At 71.8% G+C, this 20,171-nt stretch carries 1 protein-coding gene; it reads left to right on the forward strand.

Going from position 1 to position 20,171, the window contains the following annotated elements; translation table 11 throughout:
- Nucleotides 1–65 precede the first annotated feature (65 nt).
- Nucleotides 66–20,138, forward strand: coding sequence for a type I polyketide synthase (locus M4V62_RS39490; protein WP_249592006.1), 20,073 nt, complete (start codon nucleotides 66–68; stop codon nucleotides 20,136–20,138).
- Nucleotides 20,139–20,171: the final 33 nt, after the last annotated feature.

Here is a 20,171-nt window from a genome sequence, read left to right on the forward strand (position 1 = left end):
CCCGCTGCTCGACGAACAACTCGGTCGGTCCTGAGCCGATGAACTCACCTGAAGGGTCGCAACACATGTCCAACGAGGAGAAGTACCTCGACTACCTCCGCCGAGCCTCCGTGGACCTCCAGGAGGCACGCGGCAAGCTGCGGGAGGCCGAGGAGCGCGAGGCCGAGCCGATCGCGATCGTCGGCATGAGCTGCCGGTTCCCCGGTGGTGTGCGCTCGCCGGAGGACCTGTGGCGACTCCTGGAGGACGGCAAGGACGCCGTCTCCGAGTTCCCCACCAACCGTGGGTGGGACCTGGAGGCACTCTTCGACGACGACCCCGACCGGCAGGGGACCTGCTACACCCGTGAGGGCGCCTTCATCCACGACGTGCCGGACTTCGACCCGGCCTTCTTCGGGATCTCACCGCGCGAGGCCGCGGCGATGGACCCGCAGCAGCGCTTACTCCTGGAGACGTCCTGGGAGGCCTTCGAGCGCGCGGGCATCGACCCGCACACGCTGCGGGGCAGCAGGTCGGGCGTGTTCGTCGGCACCAACGGCCAGGACTACCTGGCACGCCTGCTGACCGGCGCGCCGGAGGGCTACGAGGGCTACCTCGGCACCGGCAACGCGGCGAGCGTCATCTCCGGCCGGCTGTCCTACACCTTCGGTTTCGAGGGCCCGGCGCTGACGGTGGACACCGCCTGCTCGTCGTCCCTGGTCGCCATGCACCTCGCGGTGCACGCGCTGCGGCACGGCGAGTGCCCGATCGCCCTCGCGGGCGGTGTCACCGTCATGTCGACGCCGGGAGTCTTCATCGACTTCAGCCGCCAGCGCGGCCTGGCCATGGACGGCCGTGTCAAGGCGTTCGCCGACGCCGCCGATGGCACCGGCTGGGGCGAGGGCGTCGGCCTGCTGGTCCTCGAGCGTCTCTCGGACGCGGAGCGCAACGGCCACGAGGTCCTTGGTGTGATCCGCGGCTCGGCGGTGAACCAGGACGGCGCATCGAACGGCCTGACGGCGCCGAACGGCCCTTCCCAACAGCGGGTCATCCGCCAGGCGCTGGCGAGCGCACAGCTCACCGCGGCGCAGGTGGACGCGGTGGAGGCGCACGGTACGGGCACGAAGCTGGGCGACCCGATCGAGGCGCAGGCGCTCCTGACGGCCTACGGCCAGGACCGGCCCGCCGACCGGCCGCTGTGGCTGGGCTCGGTGAAGTCGAACATCGGTCACACGCAGGCGGCCGCGGGTGTGGCCGGTGTGATCAAGATGGTGATGGCGATGCGGCAGGGTGTGCTGCCGAAGACCCTCCACGTGGATGAGCCGTCGTCGCATGTGGACTGGTCTGCGGGCGCAGTTGAACTGCTGACGGAGGCGCGTCCGTGGCCGGAGACGGGTCAGCCGTGGCGGGCGGGTGTGTCGTCGTTCGGCGTGAGCGGGACGAACGCGCATGTCATCGTCGAGCAGGCTCCTGTGGTCGCGCAGGAGGAGCAGGCACAGGCACCGGAGCCGGTGGGCGACGCGGGCCTGGTGCCGTGGGTCCTTTCGGCACGGAGTGCCGAGGCGCTGCGGGAACAGGCGGCCCGGCTCAAGTCCTTCGTGGACGAGGCGTCGGATCTGGCCGTGGCGGACGTGGGCCGTGCGCTGGTGTCCTCGCGTGCGGTGCTTGAGCACCGTGCGGTGGTGGTCGCCGGTGAGCGGTCCGATTTCCAGGCGGCTTTGGCAGCCGTGGCCGAGGGCCGGACGACCGGCGCCGTGGTCACGGGCCTTGCCGACGCCCCCGGCCGACTGGCTTTCCTGTTCTCGGGTCAGGGTTCGCAGCGACTCGGTATGGGCCGTGAACTGGCCGCCCGTTTCCCGGTGTTCGCCGATTCCCTGGACGCTGTGCTTGCGGAGTTCGGGCCTGAGGTCCGTGAGGTGTTGTTCGGTGAGGATGCCGATGCGCTGAACGAGACCGGGGTGACGCAGCCCGCGCTGTTCGCGGTCGAGGTGGCGTTGTTCCGGCTCCTTGAGTCGTGGGGTGTGCAGCCCGACGCACTGGCGGGGCATTCGATCGGTGAGCTGGCTGCCGCGCATGTGGCTGGTGTGTGGTCGCTGGAGGACGCGGTCAAGGTGGTGTCGGCGCGTGGTGCGCTGATGCAGGCGCTGCCGTCCGGTGGCGCGATGGTGGCGATCCAGGCGTCCGAGACCGAGGTCGCATCGGATCTGCCGGAGACGGTGGGCATTGCCGCGGTCAACGGCCCCTCGTCAGTGGTGATTTCGGGTGTGGCCGCTGATGTTGAGGCGGTGGCGGAGCGTTGGCGTGAGGCGGGCCGCAAGGTGTCTCGCCTGAAGGTGAGTCATGCGTTCCACTCGCCGCTGATGGCCCCGATGCTTGACGACTTCCGCCGGGTGCTTGAAGAGGTGTCGTACGAGGCACCGTCGATTCCGATCGTGTCGACGCTGACCGGAGTCCGCGCGACCGCCGAGGAGTTGGCGTCGGCGGAGTACTGGGTGCGGCACGTGCGTGAGTCGGTGCGGTTCGCCGCTGCCGTCGGCACGCTCGTGGACGACGAAGTGACCGCGTTCGTCGAGGTCGGTCCGGGCGGGACGCTGTCGGCGCTGGGTCAGCAGTCCGCACCTGATGCGGCCTTCGTGCCGGTGCTGCGTGGTGACCGCCCGGAAGCGGTCGCCGCTACGACGGCCGCAGGACATCTGCATGTGCGAGGCGTCCGAGTGGACTGGGAGGTGTTCTTCGCCGATCGCAGTGCGCGGCGGGTGGACCTGCCGACGTACGCCTTCCAGCGCGAGCGCTACTGGCTGGACGCTCCCTCCGCCGCCGATATGGAGGTTGAGCTCCTGTCGCCGGTGGAGGCGCGGTTCTGGGGCGTCGTGGAGGACGGCGACATCGCCGACCTCGCCCGTACGCTGGATGTGTCGTCGGACGCTCCGCTGAGTGCGGTGCTGCCGAGGCTTTCCGCGTGGCGCAAGGAGCAGCAGGGCCGCTCCACCGTGGACGGCTGGCGGTACGGGGTCGAGTGGCGGTCGGTGGCTGCCGGGTCCGGGCGCCTGGATGGTGGCTGGCTGGTTGTCGCGCCGGTGGGTGAGGACCGTGCCGATTGGGTGCGTGAGTCGCTGACCCGGAACGGCGCGGACGACGTGCACGTCCTGCACGTGGACCCGGAAGGGGCCGACTGGGCGGAGGAGTTGGCCGGTCTGTCGGCCCTGAGTGGTGTGGTCTCGCTCCTCGGGCTCGCCGATGCGGGTGATTCGACTGTGCCCGCGGGTGTCGCGGCCACGATCGGTCTGTTGCAGGCACTCGGTGGAGCGGACGTGCCGCTGTGGTGCCTGACGTCGGGCGCGGTGTCGGCGGGTGCGGACGATGTGGTCGCCGGGTTCGAGCAGTCGATGCTGTGGGGTCTGGGCCGGGTGGCCGCGCTGGAGCAGCCCGGCCGCTGGGGCGGCCTGGTCGATCTGCCCCAAGCGCAGGACGAGGCGACCGGCGACCTTCTCGCATCCGCCCTCGCCGACCCGAACGGCGAGGACCAGATCGCCCTGCGTGGCGGCGGAATCCTCGGGCGCAGGCTGGTGCCCGCGCCGATGAGTACGAACACCCTCGGCGCCGGCTGGACGCCGAGTGGGACGGTCCTTGTGACCGGAGGCCTAGGTGCCCTGGGTGGTCATGTGTCCCGCTGGTTGGCGGGGCACGGGGCCGAGCACGTCGTGCTGGTGAGCCGTCGCGGACGCGCTGCTGATGGTGCCGCGGAGCTGGAGGCCGAACTCGTCGAGCTGGGCGCACGCGTCACGTTCGCCGCCTGCGACATGGCGGACAGGGAGTCCGTCGCCGAGCTGCTGGAGAGCATCCCGTCGCTCACTGCGGTGGTGCACGCGGCGGGTATCGAGCGTTCGGGTGTTCTTGCCGACCTTGACCCGGCTGATCTGGGTGGGTTCGCTGACGTGTTGTCGGCGAAGGTGGACGGCGCGCGCAACCTCCACGAGCTGCTGGGTGACCGGCAGTTGGACGCGTTCGTACTGTTCTCGTCCATTGCTGGTGTGTGGGGCAGTGGTGGTCAGGGAGCGTATGCGGCTGCCAACGCCTATCTGGACTCCCTTGCTGGTCACCGTAGGGCGGTGGGTTTGCCTGCTACGGCGGTTGCGTGGGGTCCGTGGGGTGGTGGCGGTATGGTCGCCGGCGCCGGTGGCGATGCGGCGGGGCACTTGCGTCGCAGGGGTCTGCCGACGATGGATCCGGCGGTGGCGATTGCGGGTCTGGCCATGGCGTTGGAGCGTGGTGACGGCAATGTGGTCGTCGCTGATGTGGATTGGGAGCGGTTCGCGGGCACGTTCATGGCGCAGCGACCGAGCCCTCTGCTGGGTGAACTGCCTGCGGTGCGTGCGGCGTTCGAGGCGACGTCGGCGGCTGGCGGTATGTCTGAGCTGGCGCAGCGCCTGTCCGGTCTGGATGAGGTGGAGCAGGAGCGGCAGCTCACGGAGTTGGTGCGGTATGAGGCTGCGGCGGTGCTGGGCCATGTGTCGGGGGATGCGTTCTCGGCGTCTCGTGCGTTCAGGGAGTTGGGCTTTGACTCGCTGACGGCGGTGGAGTTGCGTGCCCGGCTGAGTGAGGCCACGGGTGTGGCGTTGCCTGCGACGCTGGTCTACGACTACCCGAACGCGGCGGTACTCGCCACGTATCTGCGTACCGAACTGTCCGGCGTGGTCCCCACTGCCTCCGCTTCCGTGACCGTGTCGAGCGCGTCCGATGAGCCGATCGCGATCGTGGCGATGTCGTGCCGGTTCCCGGGCGGTGTGTCGAGCCCGGAGGAACTGTGGGACGTCGTCCTCGCGGGTGAGGACGCGGTGTCGGAGTTCCCGACCGATCGTGGTTGGGACTTGGAGGCGCTGTACGACCCCGACCCGGACGGTGTGGGAACCTCATACTCGCGTTCCGGTGCCTTCCTGTCCGACGTGGGCGCCTTCGACCCGGCGTTCTTCGGGATCTCGCCGCGCGAGGCCCTTGCCATGGACCCGCAGCAGCGACTGCTCCTTGAGACCTCGTGGGAGGCCTTCGAGCGGGCAGGCATCGACCCGGGTTCGCTGCGCGGTGAGCGCGTCGGCGTGTTCGTAGGCTCGAACATGCAGGACTACGGATGGGTGCTGGGCGCGGCTGCCGACGACATGGGCGGATACGTGGCGACCGGCAACGCGGCCAGCGTGGCCTCCGGCCGCCTGTCCTACACCTTCGGCCTTGAGGGCCCGGCCGTCACGGTGGACACGGCGTGCTCGTCGTCGCTGGTGGCCCTGCACCTGGCGGTGCAAGCACTGCAAAGGGGCGAGTGCGAACTGGCCCTTGCCGGCGGTGTGACGGTGATGTCGACGCCGACCTCGTTCGTCGAGTTCAGCCGCCAGCGTGGTCTCGCGGTGGACGGCCGCTGCAAGGCGTTCGCCGCCGGTGCCGACGGCACCGGCTGGGGCGAGGGCGTCGGCATGCTGTTCGTCGAACGGCTCTCGGACGCTCAGCGCAACGGCCACCAGGTGCTGGCCGTCGTCCGCGGATCCGCGGTCAACCAGGACGGTGCGTCCAACGGGCTTACCGCCCCGAACGGCCCGTCGCAGCAGCGCGTGATCCGCCAGGCGCTCGCCAGCGCGGGCCTGGAGTCGGCCGACGTGGACGTGGTCGAGGCGCACGGCACCGGTACGAAGCTGGGCGACCCCATCGAGGCGCAGGCTGTCCTTGCCACCTACGGCCAGGACCGGCCCGCCGACCGGCCGTTGTGGCTGGGCTCGATCAAGTCGAACCTTGGCCACACGCAGGCCGCTGCCGGTGTGGCGGGCGTGATCAAGATGGTCATGTCGATGCGGCACGGCGTACTGCCCAAGACGCTGCACGTGGACGAGCCGTCACCCCACGTGGACTGGTCCGCGGGTGCGGTGGAGTTGCTCACCGACGAACGTGAGTGGCCTGCTGTGGACCGGCCGTGGCGCGCGGGTGTGTCGTCTTTCGGCTTCAGTGGCACAAACGCGCACACCATCATCGAGCAGGCCCCCGCCGTCGAGCAGGAGGAGCAGGCGGAGGCTCCGGAGCCGATGGCAGGCGAGGGCCTGGTGCCGTGGCTGCTGTCGGCCAAGAGCCCCGAGGCGCTGCGGGAGCAGGCCGCACGGCTCAAGTCCTTCGCGGACGCGGCTCCCGAGCTGAGTGTGGCGGACGTGGGCCGTGCGCTGGTGTCCTCGCGTGCGGTGCTTGAGCACCGTGCCGTGGTGGTCGGAGCCGACCGGGCGGAACTGGTGGCCGCATTGGAGGCCATGGCCGAGGGTCAGGCAACCGGAGCTGTGGTCAAGGGAGTTGCTGACGAGCCCGGCCGACTTGGATTCCTGTTCTCGGGTCAGGGTTCGCAGCGACTCGGGATGGGGCGCGAACTGGCCGCCCGTTTCCCGGTGTTCGCCGATGCGCTGGACGCCGTACTGGGCGAGTTCGACCCGCAGGTACGCGAAGTCCTCTTCGGTGAGGACGCCGATGCGCTGAACGAGACGGGGGTGACCCAGCCCGCGCTGTTCGCGGTCGAGGTCGCCCTGTTCCGTCTCCTCGAGTCGTGGGGTGTCCGGCCCGACATGTTGGCCGGGCACTCGATCGGCGAGCTGGCCGCGGCTCACGTGGCGGGCGTCTGGTCGCTGTCCGACGCGGTCAAGGTGGTGTCGGCTCGTGCCGGGCTGATGCAGGCGCTGCCGTCCGGTGGCGCGATGGTCGCGATCCAGGCGTCCGAGGCCGAGGTCGCATCGGACCTGTCGGAGTCCGTCGGGATTGCTGCGGTCAACGGCCCGTCGTCAGTGGTGATTTCGGGTGTCGCGGGTGATGTGGAGGCGGTGGCTGAGAGTTGGCGCGAGGCAGGCCGGAAGGTGTCTCGCCTGAAGGTGAGCCACGCGTTCCACTCGCCGCTGATGGACCCCATGCTCGACGAGTTCCGCCGGGTTCTGGAGGGCGTGTCGTACGAGGCTCCCGCGATTCCGATCGTGTCGACGCTGACCGGAGTCCGCGCGACCGCCGAGGAGTTGGCGTCGGCGGAGTACTGGGTGCGGCATGTGCGTGAGTCGGTGCGGTTCGCCGACGCCGTGAGCACGCTCGTCGACGAGGGCGTTGCGACGTTTGTCGAGGTGGGTCCCGGAGGGACGCTCTCCGCGCTGGGCCAGGAGACCGCGCCCGATGCCGGGTTCGTCCCGGTGCTGCGGAACGACCGCCCGGAGGCGGTTGCCGCGACGACGGCCGCGGGACAGCTGCACGTACGCGGCGTCCGAGTGGACTGGGATGTGTTCTTCACCGGTCGCGGTGCGCGGTGGGCCGACCTGCCGACGTACGCGTTCCAGCGCGAGCGCTACTGGCCTGACGTCCAGCCGGTGATCGGCAACGTCGCGGCGGCCGGGCTCGGTGCCGCCGAGCACCCGCTCCTCGGCGCGACCGTCACCCTCGGCGGCACGGACGGTGTGCTGCTGACCGGCCGGTTGTCGGTCCGGACCCATCCGTGGCTGGCCGATCACGAGATCATGGGCTCGGTGCTGCTGCCCGGTACGGCGTTCGTCGAGCTGGCGGTGCGCGCCGGTGACCAGGTCGGGTGCGACCTGGTCGAGGAGTTGACACTGGAGGCGCCGCTCGTTCTGCCCGAGCAGGGTTCGGTGCGGGTTCAGGTGTGGGTCGGTGCGGCGGACGAGTCGGGCCGGCGCGAGCTGAGCTTCCACTCCAGCGTGGGCGACACCGACGACGGCCGTGCGTGGACCCGGCACGCCACCGGTGTGCTGGGAGCAGGCGGCCGCTCCGGCGGGGCTTCGCTGGCCGAGTGGCCGCCCGCAGGCGCGGAGGCCGTGGACCTGGACGGCTACTACGACCGCATGGTGGCGGGTGGCTTCGGCTACGGGCCGGTGTTCCAGGGGCTGCGGTCGGCCTGGCGCAGCGGCAACGAGATGTTCGCAGAGGTCGCGCTCCCGGACGGCGTGAAGGCTGAGGGATTCGGTCTGCACCCGGCGCTGTTGGACGCGACGCTGCAAGCCATCGGGCTGATGGGCGAGGCCGACGCTCCCGGCAAGCTGCCGTTCTCGTGGTCGGGTGTGCGGCTGCACGCCTCGGGTGCGACGGCTCTGCGGGTGCGCCTGTCACCCACCGGCGCGGACGGAGTGGCGCTGACGGTCGCGGACGGCTCCGGCGCACCGGTGGCCACGATCGATTCACTGGTCCTGCGCCCGGCCGCACCTGCCCAGGTCGCCGCTGACGACCGCGATGACGCGCTGTTCGGCGTCGACTGGGTATCGGTGCCCCTGGCCAGGGACGATGTTTCGACGGTCGAGTGGACCGACCTGGAGGCGCTGACACAGGCGGCAGAGCTGCCTGACTTCGTTGTTCTGTCGTGCCCGGTCAGCTCCGGGTCCGACCCGGTGGCCGGTGCGCACGAGGCCGCGCACTGGGCACTGAACGCGGTGCAGTCCTGGCTCAACGACGAGCGGTTCGACGCGTCGCGCCTGGTCATCGTCACCAACGGCGCGATTGCCGCCACGGCCGATGACGACGTACGAGATGTCGCGCAGGCAGCGGTGTGGGGTCTGCTGCGGTCCGCTCAGTCGGAGAACCCGGACCGGATCGTGCTGGTCGACCTCGACGACGAGGCGTCCTCGCGCGACGTACTGCCGTCCGCGCTGGCCACCGGTGAGCCGCAGTTGGCGCTGCGCTCGGGTGCTGCCAGCGCCCCGCGCCTGGCCAGGGCCCGGCAGTCCGTGGTCGAAGACCCCGGCTTTGGCACCGGCGCCGTGTTGCTCACTGGCGCGACGGGAACGCTGGGTGGCCTTGTCGCCCGGCACCTGGTGGCCGAGCGAGGCGTGCGCAACCTGCTCCTGGTGAGCAGGCGTGGTGCTGCGGCCGAGGGCGCCGAAGAACTGCGTGGCGAACTCACCGCGCAGGGCGCCGAAGTGACGTACGCGGCATGCGACGTGGCCGACCGCGCAGCCCTCCAGGCGCTGCTCGCCGAGCACGACATATCCGCTGTGGTGCACACCGCAGGCGTGCTGGACGACGGCACGATCGGCTCACTGACCGCCGAGCGGATCGATGCCGTCTTCCGGCCCAAGGTCGACGCGGCCTGGCACCTGCACGAGCTGACCCGCGACCTCGACCTGTCCGCCTTCGTGCTGTTCTCGTCCGCCGCCGGTGTGTTCGGTGGCGCCGGTCAGGGCAACTACGCGGCGGCCAACGCGTTCCTGGACGCGCTCGCCCACCACCGTCACGCGGCCGGGCTTGCCGCGACCTCGCTCGCGTGGGGCCTGTGGGCCTCGGGCGGCGGCATGGCAGGCAGCCTCGACGAGGCCGACGTACGACGGATCACCAGCGGCGGCGCGATACCGATCGGCGCGACCGAGGGCCTTGCGCTGTTCGACGCGGCGGGATCCACGGGCCGCGCGCTGCTTGCGCCCGTTCCCCTCGACCTGACCGTTCTGCAGCGGCAGGCACGCTCTCACCCCGTCCCGCACCTCCTGCGCGGCCTGGTGCGGGGCACCGCGCGCAGGACCGTCGATCCCGCCGCCGCCCGGACCGCGCTGGCGCAGTCCCTTGCCGGCATGACCGAGGCCGAGCGGGAGAAGGCACTGCTTGACCTCGTCCGTACCCACGCCGCAGCGGTGCTCGGCCACAGTTCGGCGCACGCCGTCGCACCCGACCGCGCGTTCCGCGAGCTGGGCTTCGACTCGCTCAGCTCCGTCGAGCTGCGCAACCACCTCAACGCGGCCACCGAACTGCGCCTGCCCGCCACGCTGGTCTTCGACTACCCGAGCCCCGCGGCGCTCGCCGCCTTCATCGGCACGGAGTTCGCGGGCGCGCCCGTCGCCGTGGCGCCCACTCGCACGACCGTCGCCGTGAGCGACGAGCCGATCGCGATCGTCGGCATGAGCTGCCGCTACCCCGGCGGGGTCAACTCGCCCGAGGATCTGTGGCGACTCGTCCTCGACGGCGCCGACGCCATCAGCGAGTTCCCCGTCAACCGTGGCTGGGACCTGGACGCCCTGTACAACCCGGACCCCGAGCACATGGGGACCTCGTACACCCGCGAAGGCGGCTTCCTGCACGACGCCGACCTGTTCGACCCGGCGTTCTTCGGGATCTCGCCCCGCGAGGCCCTCGCCATGGACCCGCAGCAGCGACTGCTCCTTGAGACCTCCTGGGAGGCGTTCGAGCAGGCCGGTATCGCCCCGGAGTCCGCGCGGGGCAGCGCGACCGGGGTGTTCGCGGGCGTGATGTACCACGACTACGTGGCGCGGCTGCGTTCCGTATCGGAGGACGTCGAGGGCTACCTCGGCACGGGCGGAGCGGGCAGCGTCGCCTCCGGCCGTGTCGCCTACGCACTGGGCCTGGAGGGCCCCGCCGTCACCGTCGACACCGCGTGCTCCTCGTCCCTGGTGGCCCTGCACTGGGCGATCCAGGCGCTGCGCCAGGGGGAGTGCTCGATGGCGCTCGCCGGTGGTGTCGCCGTGATGGCGAGCCCGGCGACCTTCGTCGACTTCAGCCGCCAGCGCGGCCTGTCCGCCGACGGTCGGTGCAAGTCGTTCTCCGACGACGCCGACGGCACCGGCTGGGGCGAGGGCGTCGGCATGCTCCTCGTGGAGCGGCTCTCGGACGCCCGCCGCAACGGACACCCCGTCCTTGCCGTCATCCGTGGTTCGGCGGTGAACCAGGACGGCGCGTCCAACGGTCTCACCGCCCCGAACGGTCCCTCGCAGCAGCGCGTCATGCGACAGGCGCTCGCCAGCGCGGGCCTGACCCCGTCCGACGTGGACGCGGTCGAGGCGCACGGCACCGGCACCACGCTCGGCGACCCGATCGAGGCCCAGGCCCTCCTCGCCACCTACGGCCAGGACCGCACCGGTGAGCCCCTGTGGCTCGGCTCGATCAAGTCGAACATCGGCCACACCCAGGCCGCCGCAGGTGTCGCGGGTGTGATCAAGATGGTCATGGCGATGCGGAACGGTGTGCTGCCGCAGTCCCTGCACGTCGGCGAGCCCTCGTCGAACGTGGACTGGTCCGCGGGCGCCGTCGAGCTGTTGACCGAGGCACAGCCCTGGCCGGAGACCGGACGCAGGCGCCGAGCAGGTGTGTCGTCGTTCGGCGTGAGCGGCACGAACGCACACACCATCATCGAGCACGTGCCGGACGTGGACCACACTCCGGCCCCCGTCGACGGCGTGCTGCCGTGGGTGCTGTCCGCACGGAGCGCGGAGGCGCTGCGTGACCAGGCGATCCGGCTGCGGGAGCACGTCGAAGGTGGGCCGGAGACCGGTGCGCCGGACGTGGCCTACTCGTTGGCGACGACACGATCGGCCTTCGACCACAGGGCCGTTGTCGTGGGCGACGACCGAGCGGTGCTCCTTGACGGGCTCAACGCTCTGGCCGAGGGCCGGCCGTTCCCGGGCCTGGTCACCGGGTCCGTCGCCGTGGGCGGTGTGGGCTTCTTGTTCTCGGGTCAGGGTTCGCAGCGACTCGGGATGGGCCGTGAACTGGCCGCCCGTTTCCCGGTGTTCGCCGAGTCCTTGGACGCCGTACTGGGCGAGTTCGACCCGCGGGTGCGTGCGGTCCTCTTCGGTGAGGACGCAGATGCGCTGAATGAGACGGGGGTGACGCAGCCCGCGCTGTTCGCGGTCGAGGTCGCGCTGTTCCGGCTCCTTGAGTCGTGGGGTGTGCAGCCCGATGTCCTTGCCGGGCACTCGATCGGCGAGCTGGCCGCGGCCCACGTGGCCGGTGTGTGGTCGCTGTCCGACGCCGTCAAGGTGGTGTCGGCGCGGAGCTCGCTGATGCAGGCGCTGCCGTCCGGTGGCGCGATGGTCGCGATCCAGGCCACCGAGAGCGAGGTCGCCTCGGACCTCTCGGAGACCGTGGGCATTGCCGCGGTCAACGGATCGAATTCAGTGGTCATTTCCGGAGTCATCGCTGACGTTGAAGCAGTCGCCGAGCGTTGGCGTGAGGCGGGCCGGAAGGTGTCTCGCCTGAAGGTCAGCCACGCGTTCCACTCGCCGCTCATGGACCCGATGCTCGACGACTTCCGCCGGGTCCTCGAAGAGGTGTCGTACGAGGCTCCGACCGTCCCCATCGTGTCCACACTGACCGGCGCGCGGGCGACCGCCGAAGAGCTGACGTCCCCGGAGTACTGGGTGCGGCACGTGCGCGAGTCCGTACGCTTCGCCGACGCCGTCGGCACGCTCGTGGACGAGGGTGTGGCGACGTTCGTCGAGGTCGGCCCGGGTGGCACGCTGTCGGCGCTTGGTCAGGAGTCCGCGCCGGACGCCGGGTTCGTGCCGGTGCTGCGGAACGACCGCCCGGAGGAGGCCGCGCTGGTCTCCGCCGTGGCCCAGCTCTGCACGTGGGGCACGCGGGTGGACTGGGAAGCCTTCTTCGCCGGTCGTGGCGCACGCCGGGTCGGCCTGCCCACGTACGCGTTCCAGCACCAGAGTTACTGGCTGGACGCCGGTGTGTCGGCGGGCGACCTGGACGCCGCGGGGCTCGGCTCGGCCGGTCACCCGCTGCTCGGCGCGATCGTCGACACGGCCGACTCGGACGGGCAGCTCTTCACCGGCCGGTTGTCGGTGGCGACCCACCCGTGGCTGGCCGATCACGTCATCCAGGGCTCGATCCTGCTGCCCGGCACGGCCTTCCTCGAGCTGGCGGTGCGCGCCGGTGACCAGGTCGGCTGCGATCTGGTCGAGGAGCTGACGCTGGAGGCGCCGCTGGTGGTGCCCGAGCGCGGTGGCGTACGGGTGCAGTTGCAGGTCGGTGAGTTGGACGAGTCCGGTCGGCGTGCGGTGACGGTGCACGCGCGGGACGATGACGGGGACCTGTGGGTGCGGCATGCGAGCGGTGTGCTCGTGGCCGGAGCTGACGCGCCGCCGGCCGATGTCGGTGCCTGGCCTCCGGCCGGGGCGCGGGCCGTGGACCTGGACGGGCTCTACGACCGCATGGCCGACGGAGGGTTCGGCTACGGTCCGCTCTTCCAGGGGCTGCGGGCCGCGTGGCGCAAGGGCGACGAGGTGTTCGCCGAGGTCGCGCTGCCGGACGGCGCGGGAGTGGACGGTTTCGGTCTGCACCCGGCGTTGCTCGACGCGGCGCTGCACGGCATCGGGTTGATGGGCGGGCCCGAAGGACCCGGCAAGCTGCCCTTCTCGTGGTCGGGTGTGCGGCTGCACGCCTCGGGTGCGACGGTGCTGCGGGTGCGGTTGGCGCCCGCGGGGTCGGACGGGGTGTCGTTGGCGGTCGCGGACGGCTCCGGTGCTCCGGTGGCCACGATCGAATCGCTGGTCCTCCGGCCGGTGACGGCGACGTTGTCGCGGCAGGGCTGGGAGTCGCTGTTCCGCCTGGACTGGGTGCCTGCCGCCGTGCAGGCCGGGAGTGCAGGACCGGTGGTGGAGTTCGCGGACTGGGCCGCGGTGCGGTCGGCGCTCGACGCGGGCGAGTCGCTGCCGGACCACGTCGTGGTGCGGTGCGCCGAGTCCCAGGACGTGGACGCCGTGCGCAGGGAGACGCTGAACGCCCTGGAACTCGTACAGGGCTGGCTGACCGATGACCGGTGCTTGGCGTCGCGGCTTGTCCTTGTGACGCGTGGCGCTGTCGCGGTGGGCGCCGAGGACGACGTGGCGGACCTGGCGTCGGCCGCGGTGTGGGGGCTGGTGCGTTCCGCACAGTTGGAGGACCCGGACCGCTTCGTCCTGGTGGACGTCGACGACGATGACGGCTGGCGGCAGGCGCTGACGACCGGGGAATCCCAGGTCGTCGTGCGGGACGGACGGGTGTACGTGGCCCGCCTCGCGCGAGTGCGGCCGGAGACCGGCACCGGCCCGGCGTTCGGTCCGGACAGCTCGGTCCTGGTGACCGGCGCGTCGGGCGCCCTGGGCAGTCTCGTCGCCCGGCACCTCGTCGGCGGGCACGGGGTCGAGCGCCTCGTCCTCGCCAGCAGGCGCGGGCAGGCGGCGGAAGGCGCCGAGGAGCTGCGTGCCGAACTGGTCGCGCAGGGCGCCGACGTGACGTTCGCGGTGTGTGACGTCGCGGACCGGGACGCGCTGGCCGCGCTCATCGCCGAGCACCCCGTGACCGCCGTCGTGCACACCGCCGGTGTGCTGGACGACGCCACGATCGGCTCGCTGACCCCGGATCAGGTCGACACCGTGTTCCGGCCCAAGGTCGACGCCGCCTGGAACCTGCACGAGCTGACCCGTGACCTGGATCTGTCCGCCTTCGTGCTGTTCTCCTCGGTGGCGGGCACCCTGGGCGCGACCGGCCAGGGCAACTACTCGGCCGCCAACGCGTTCCTCGACGGCCTGGCCCGGCGCAGGCGCGCCCAGGGCCTGCCCGCGACATCCCTGGCCTGGGGCCTGTGGGCCGACGGCATGGGCGCCAAGGTGGCACAGTCCGCCGCTACCGGCCTGTCCGCGGAGGAGGGCGTCGCACTTTTCGATGCCGCGGTCTCCGGGACCGACCCGGTCGTCGTACCGATGCGGCTCGACCTGCGGGCCGTACGGGAACTCCCGGTGATCCCGCCGGTGTTCAGCGGCCTGGTGCGGACGACGGCCCGCAGGGCGGCGGAGACCGGGGTCGACCCCGCAGCCGCGCTCCGCGACCGGCTCGCGTCGCTGGCCGAGGACGAACGCGAGCGGGCGCTCCTGGACCTCGTCCGCACCCAGGCCTCCGCGGTGCTCGGCCACGCCGGTCCCGAGGCGGTCTCGCTCGACCAGGCCTTCACCGAGCTGGGCTTCGACTCGCTGACGGCCGTCGACCTGCGCAACCGGCTCAACCTGGCCACCGGCCTCCGCCTGCCCGCCACGCTGGTCTTCGACTACCCGACCCCCGCGGCACTCGCCGAGTTCATCGGCACGGAGTTCGCGGGCGCGCCCGTCGTCGCGGCACCCGCCGCCACGGTCGTGGCCGCGACCGACGAGCCGATCGCCATCGTCGGCATGAGCTGCCGCTACCCCGGTGGCGTCCGTACGCCGGAGGACCTGTGGCGACTCGTCCTCGACGGCGCCGACGGCATCACGCCGTTCCCGACCGAGCGCGGCTGGGACGTGGAGTCGCTCTACGACCCGTCGGGCGAACGAGACGGCAGCTCCTACACCCGCGAGGGCGGCTTCCTGCACGACGCCGACCTGTTCGACCCGACGTTCTTCGGGATCTCGCCCCGCGAGGCGCTCGCCATGGACCCGCAGCAGCGACTGCTCCTTGAGACCTCCTGGGAGGCCTTCGAGCGGGCCGGCATCGACCCCAAGTCGCTGCGCGGCAGCGCGACCGGCGTGTTCGCGGGCGTCATGTACCACGACTACGCCTCCCAGCTGCACGGCGTGTCGAAGAGCAGCGAGGGATTCCTCGGTACGGGCAACGCGGGCAGCGTCGCCTCCGGCCGCGTGTCCTACACGTTCGGCCTCGAAGGCCCCGCGATGACCGTGGACACGGCCTGCTCGTCGTCCCTGGTCGCGCTGCACCTGGCGGCGCAGGCACTGCGGTCGGGGGAGTGCTCGCTCGCCCTCGCGGGAGGCGCCACCGTCATGGCGACGCCCGGCGCGTTCGTCGACTTCAGCCGCCAGCAGGGCCTGTCCGCCGACGGCCGGTGCAAGTCCTTCTCCGCCGATGCCGACGGCACCGGCTGGGGTGAGGGCGTCGGCATGCTCGTACTGGAACGTCTCTCGGACGCCCGGCGCAACGGACACCCCGTACTCGCGGTGGTCCGCGGCTCCGCGGTGAACCAGGACGGTGCGTCGAACGGCCTGACCGCTCCGAACGGTCCCTCGCAGCAGCGGGTGATCCGCCAGGCGCTCGCCAGCGCGGGCCTCACCCCGTCCGACGTGGACGCGGTCGAGGCGCACGGCACCGGCACCACCCTGGGCGACCCGATCGAGGCCCAGGCGCTGCTCGCCACCTACGGACGGGACCGTGCGGGTGAGCCGCTGTGGCTGGGCTCGTTGAAGTCCAACATCGGCCACACCCAGGCCGCCGCGGGTGTGGGCGGCGTCATCAAGACGGTGATGTCGCTGCGGCACGGCGTGCTGCCGAAGACGCTGCACGTCGGCGAGCCCTCGCCGCACATCGACTGGTCGGCGGGCGCCGTGGAGCTGCTGACCGAGGCACAGCCGTGGCCTCAGGCGGACCGGCCCCGACGGGCGGGAGTCTCGTCCTTCGGCTTCAGCGGCACCAACGCGCACGTCATCATCGAGTCGCCGGAATTCGAGTCCACGGCAGATGCCGATGTGCCGAAGGGCCCTGCCGGTCCGTGGCTGCTCTCCGGCCGCACCGAGGGCGCGCTGCGCGACCAGGCGGCGCGGTTGCGCGACCACCTGGCCGAGCGGCCCGACCTCGACCCCACTGACGTCGCCCGCGCACTCGCGACCTCGCGGGCCGGGTTCGAGCACAGGCTCGCCGTCGTCGGCGGGGATGTGGCCGACCTGACGGCCGGGCTGACCGATGCCGTCGAGGGACGGCCGGGCAGCGGAGTCGTGCTGGGTGTCTCCGATGAGCACCGGGTCGGTTTCCTGTTCTCGGGTCAGGGTTCGCAGCGGCTCGGTATGGGGCGCCAACTAGCGGACCTTTTCCCGGTGTTCGCCGAGGCACTGGACGCCGTACTGGGTGAATTCGACCCGGCGGTTCGTGAGGTGCTGTTCGGTGAGGATGCCGATGCGCTGAACGAGACGGGGGTGACGCAGCCCGCGCTGTTCGCGGTGGAGGTGGCGTTGTTCCGTCTGCTTGAGTCGTGGGGTGTGCGGCCGGACGTGCTGGCCGGGCACTCGATCGGTGAGCTGGCCGCCGCCCATGTGGCCGGTGTCTGGGCGCTGTCCGACGCCGTGAAGGTGGTGTCCGCGCGGGGCGCCCTGATGCAGGCGCTCCCCGCCGGTGGCGCGATGGTGGCGATCCAGGCGACCGAGGCCGAAGTCGCGTCGGATCTGCCGGACACGGTCGGTGTCGCCGCGGTCAACGGGCCGACGTCGGTGGTCATTTCCGGTGTCGACACCGACGTGGAAGCAGTCGCCGAGCGGTGGCGTGAGGCGGGCCGGAAGGTGTCTCGCCTGAAGGTGAGCCACGCGTTCCACTCGCCGCTCATGGACCCGATGCTGGATGAGTTCCGCCGGGTTCTGGAGGGTGTGTCGTACGAGGCGCCCGCGATCCCGATCGTGTCCACGCTGACGGGCCGGTTGGCGACCGCCGAGGAACTGACCTCGGCGGAGTACTGGGTGCGGCACGTACGCGAGCCCGTACGGTTCGCCGACGCCGTGGCCGGCATCGACGCGGACGTCCTCGTCGAGATGGGACCCGGTGGCGTGCTGTCGGCCCTTGGGCAGGAGTCGCTGCCGGACGCGGCGTTCGTGCCGGTGCTGCGCGGCGACCGTACGGAGGACGGCGCCGTCATGACGGCGCTCTCCGAACTGCACGTGCGAGGCGTGCACGTCGACTGGGCCGCCTACTTCGAAGGCAGCGGCTACGGAGTCGACCTGCCGACCTACGCCTTCCAGTACCAGCGGTTCTGGCCGGACACGAGCGTGCGGCCCACCACCGACGCGACCGGGCTCGGGCTCGGCTCCGCCGATCACCCGCTGCTCGGCACGGCGGTCGCGCTCGCGGACGAGGACACCGTCCTGTTCACGGGCAGGCTTTCGCTGCGGACGCACCCGTGGCTCGCCGAGCACGAGATCATGGGATCGGTACTGCTGCCCGGAACGGCGTTCGTCGAGCTGGCGGTGCGCGCCGGTGACCAGGTCGGTTGCACCTCGGTGGAGGAGCTGACCCTGGAGACACCGCTGGTGCTTCCCGAGCGCGGCGGTGTGCAGGTCCAGGTACGGGTCGGCGCGCCGGACGAGTCCGGCCGACGCCCGATCGCGGTCCACGCGCGGGACGAGAGCGGCGACCTGCCGTGGTCCCGGCACGCCAGCGGAGTCCTCGCCGATGACGGCGGTGCTCCCGCCGACCTCGGCGCGTGGCCGCCGGCTGGCGCGCAGGCCGTCGAACTGGACGGCTTCTACGACGGCATGGCCGACGGCGGCTTCGCCTACGGTCCGTTGTTCCAGGGCCTGCGGTCGGTGTGGCGCAACGGGGACGAGGTGTTCGCCGAAGTCGCGCTGCCGGAGGAAACCGCCGTCGCCGGGTTCGGCGTACACCCGGCGCTCCTTGACGCGGTGCTGCACACGGTGGCGTTCGGCGTGCTGCCCCCGGTCGAGCACGGTCGGCTGCCGTTCGCGTGGACGGGGGTCCGCCTGCACGCCGAGGGCGCCACGACGCTGCGGGTGCGGCTGACCGCGGTGGGACCTGACGCGGTGGCCCTGGCCGTCGCCGACGGCTCCGGCGCCCCGGTCGCGACCGTGGACTCGCTGGTCCTTCGCGCGGTGTCGCCCGGTTCGCTGGGGACGGCGCGCGGGCACGAGTCGCTGTTCCGCCTTGACTGGGTGGCCGCTTCGGCGGCGGCCGGAAGTGCCGGTTCGGTGGCGGAGTTCGCCGACTGGGCGGCGGTACGGTCGGCGCTCGACGCGGACGAGTCGCTGCCGGAGAACGCCGTGGTGCGGTGCGCACGGCCCGGTGACGTGGACGCGGACGCCGTGCACCGGCAGGTGCACACCGCTCTGGAACTGGTGCAGGGCTGGCTGGCCGACGACCGCTGCGCGCAGTCGCGCCTGGTGCTCGTGACCAGCGGCGCGGTGGCGGTGGACGCCGACGACGACGTGGCGGACCTGGCATCGGCCGCGGTGTGGGGTCTGCTGCGGACGGCACAGGCGGAGAACCCGGACCGCTTCGTCCTGGTGGACGTCGACGACGAGGACGGCTGGAAGCCTGCCGTCGTCGGCGCGGAGCCCGAGCTGGCCGTACGCGCCGGTGAGACGTTCGTGCCGAGGCTCGTGCGGGCCCGTCCCGAAATCGAGGACGGGCGGGGCTTTGGTGCCGGTCCGGTTCTTGTGACCGGTGCGAGCGGGATGCTGGGCGGCCTTGTGGCGCGGCATCTGGTCGTACGGCACGGGGTGCGACGTCTGGTCCTTGCGAGCAGGCGTGGTCAAGTCGGCGCACTGCACGACGAGTTGGTCGGTCTGGGTGCCGAGGTCGCGGCCGTCGCCTGTGACGTGGCGGACCGGGACGCGGTGGCGGCGCTCCTTGCCGAGCACCCCGTGACGGCCGTCGTGCACGTGGCGGGTGTCCTGGACGACGGCGTGATCGGGTCGCAGACGCCGGAGCGGATCGACACGGTGTTCCGCCCGAAGGTCGACGCCGCCTGGAATCTGCACGAGCTGACCCGTGACCTGGACCTGTCCGCGTTCGTGCTGTTCTCGTCCGCGGCGGGCACGCTGGGCAACCCCGGCCAGGCCAACTACTCCGCGGCCAACGCGTTCCTGGACGCACTCGCCCGGCACCGGCACGTCCAGGGCCTGCCCGCGACGTCGCTGGCGTGGGGCCTGTGGGCCGGAGAGGACGGCATGGGCGCCCGCATGGCGGAGACCGGAGCCGCGGGCCTGTCCGCCGAGGAGGGCATGGAGCTGTTCGACGCGGCGGCACTCGGGACCGACCCGGTCGTCGTACCGATGCGGCTCGACCTGCGGGCCGTACGCGAACTCCCGGTGATCCCGCCGGTGTTCAGCGGCCTGGTGCGGACCACGGCCCGCAGGGCGGCGGAGACCGGGGTCGACCCCGCGGCCGCTCTGCGGGACCGGCTCGCGGAGCTGCCGGCGACCGAGCGGACGTCCGCGCTGATGGACGTGGTGTGCACGCACGTCGCGGCCGTACTTGCGCTCCCCGGCGCCGGAGCGGTCGACGAGCGGCGCGCGTTCACCGAGCTGGGCTTCGACTCACTGACCGCGGTCGAGCTGCGCAACCGGCTCGGCGCCGCCACCGGCCTGCGGCTGCCCGCCACCGCGATCTTCGACTACCCGACCCCGCTCGACCTGGTCGGCCACATCGAGGACGCGCTCGCCGTCGCCGAACCCGACGGGGTGGCGCCGCTGCTCGCCGAACTGAGCCGCATCGAGGCGGGCCTCGCCTCGGTCAAGCCCGGCGACGACGCGGACGACCGGGTCGGTGCCCGTCTGTCGGCGCTCCTCGCGGTGTGGCGTGACAGCCGTGCCGACGCCGCCGCGCAGGCGTCCGACGACCTGGACGCCGCCACGGACGACGAGGTGTTCGACCTGCTCGGCAAGGAGTTCGGCATCTCCTGACCCGCCCCCGGCCACCGCACTTGCACGAACACT

Source organism: Streptomyces durmitorensis, assembly GCF_023498005.1.
Classification (GTDB): Bacteria; Actinomycetota; Actinomycetes; order Streptomycetales; family Streptomycetaceae; genus Streptomyces; species Streptomyces durmitorensis.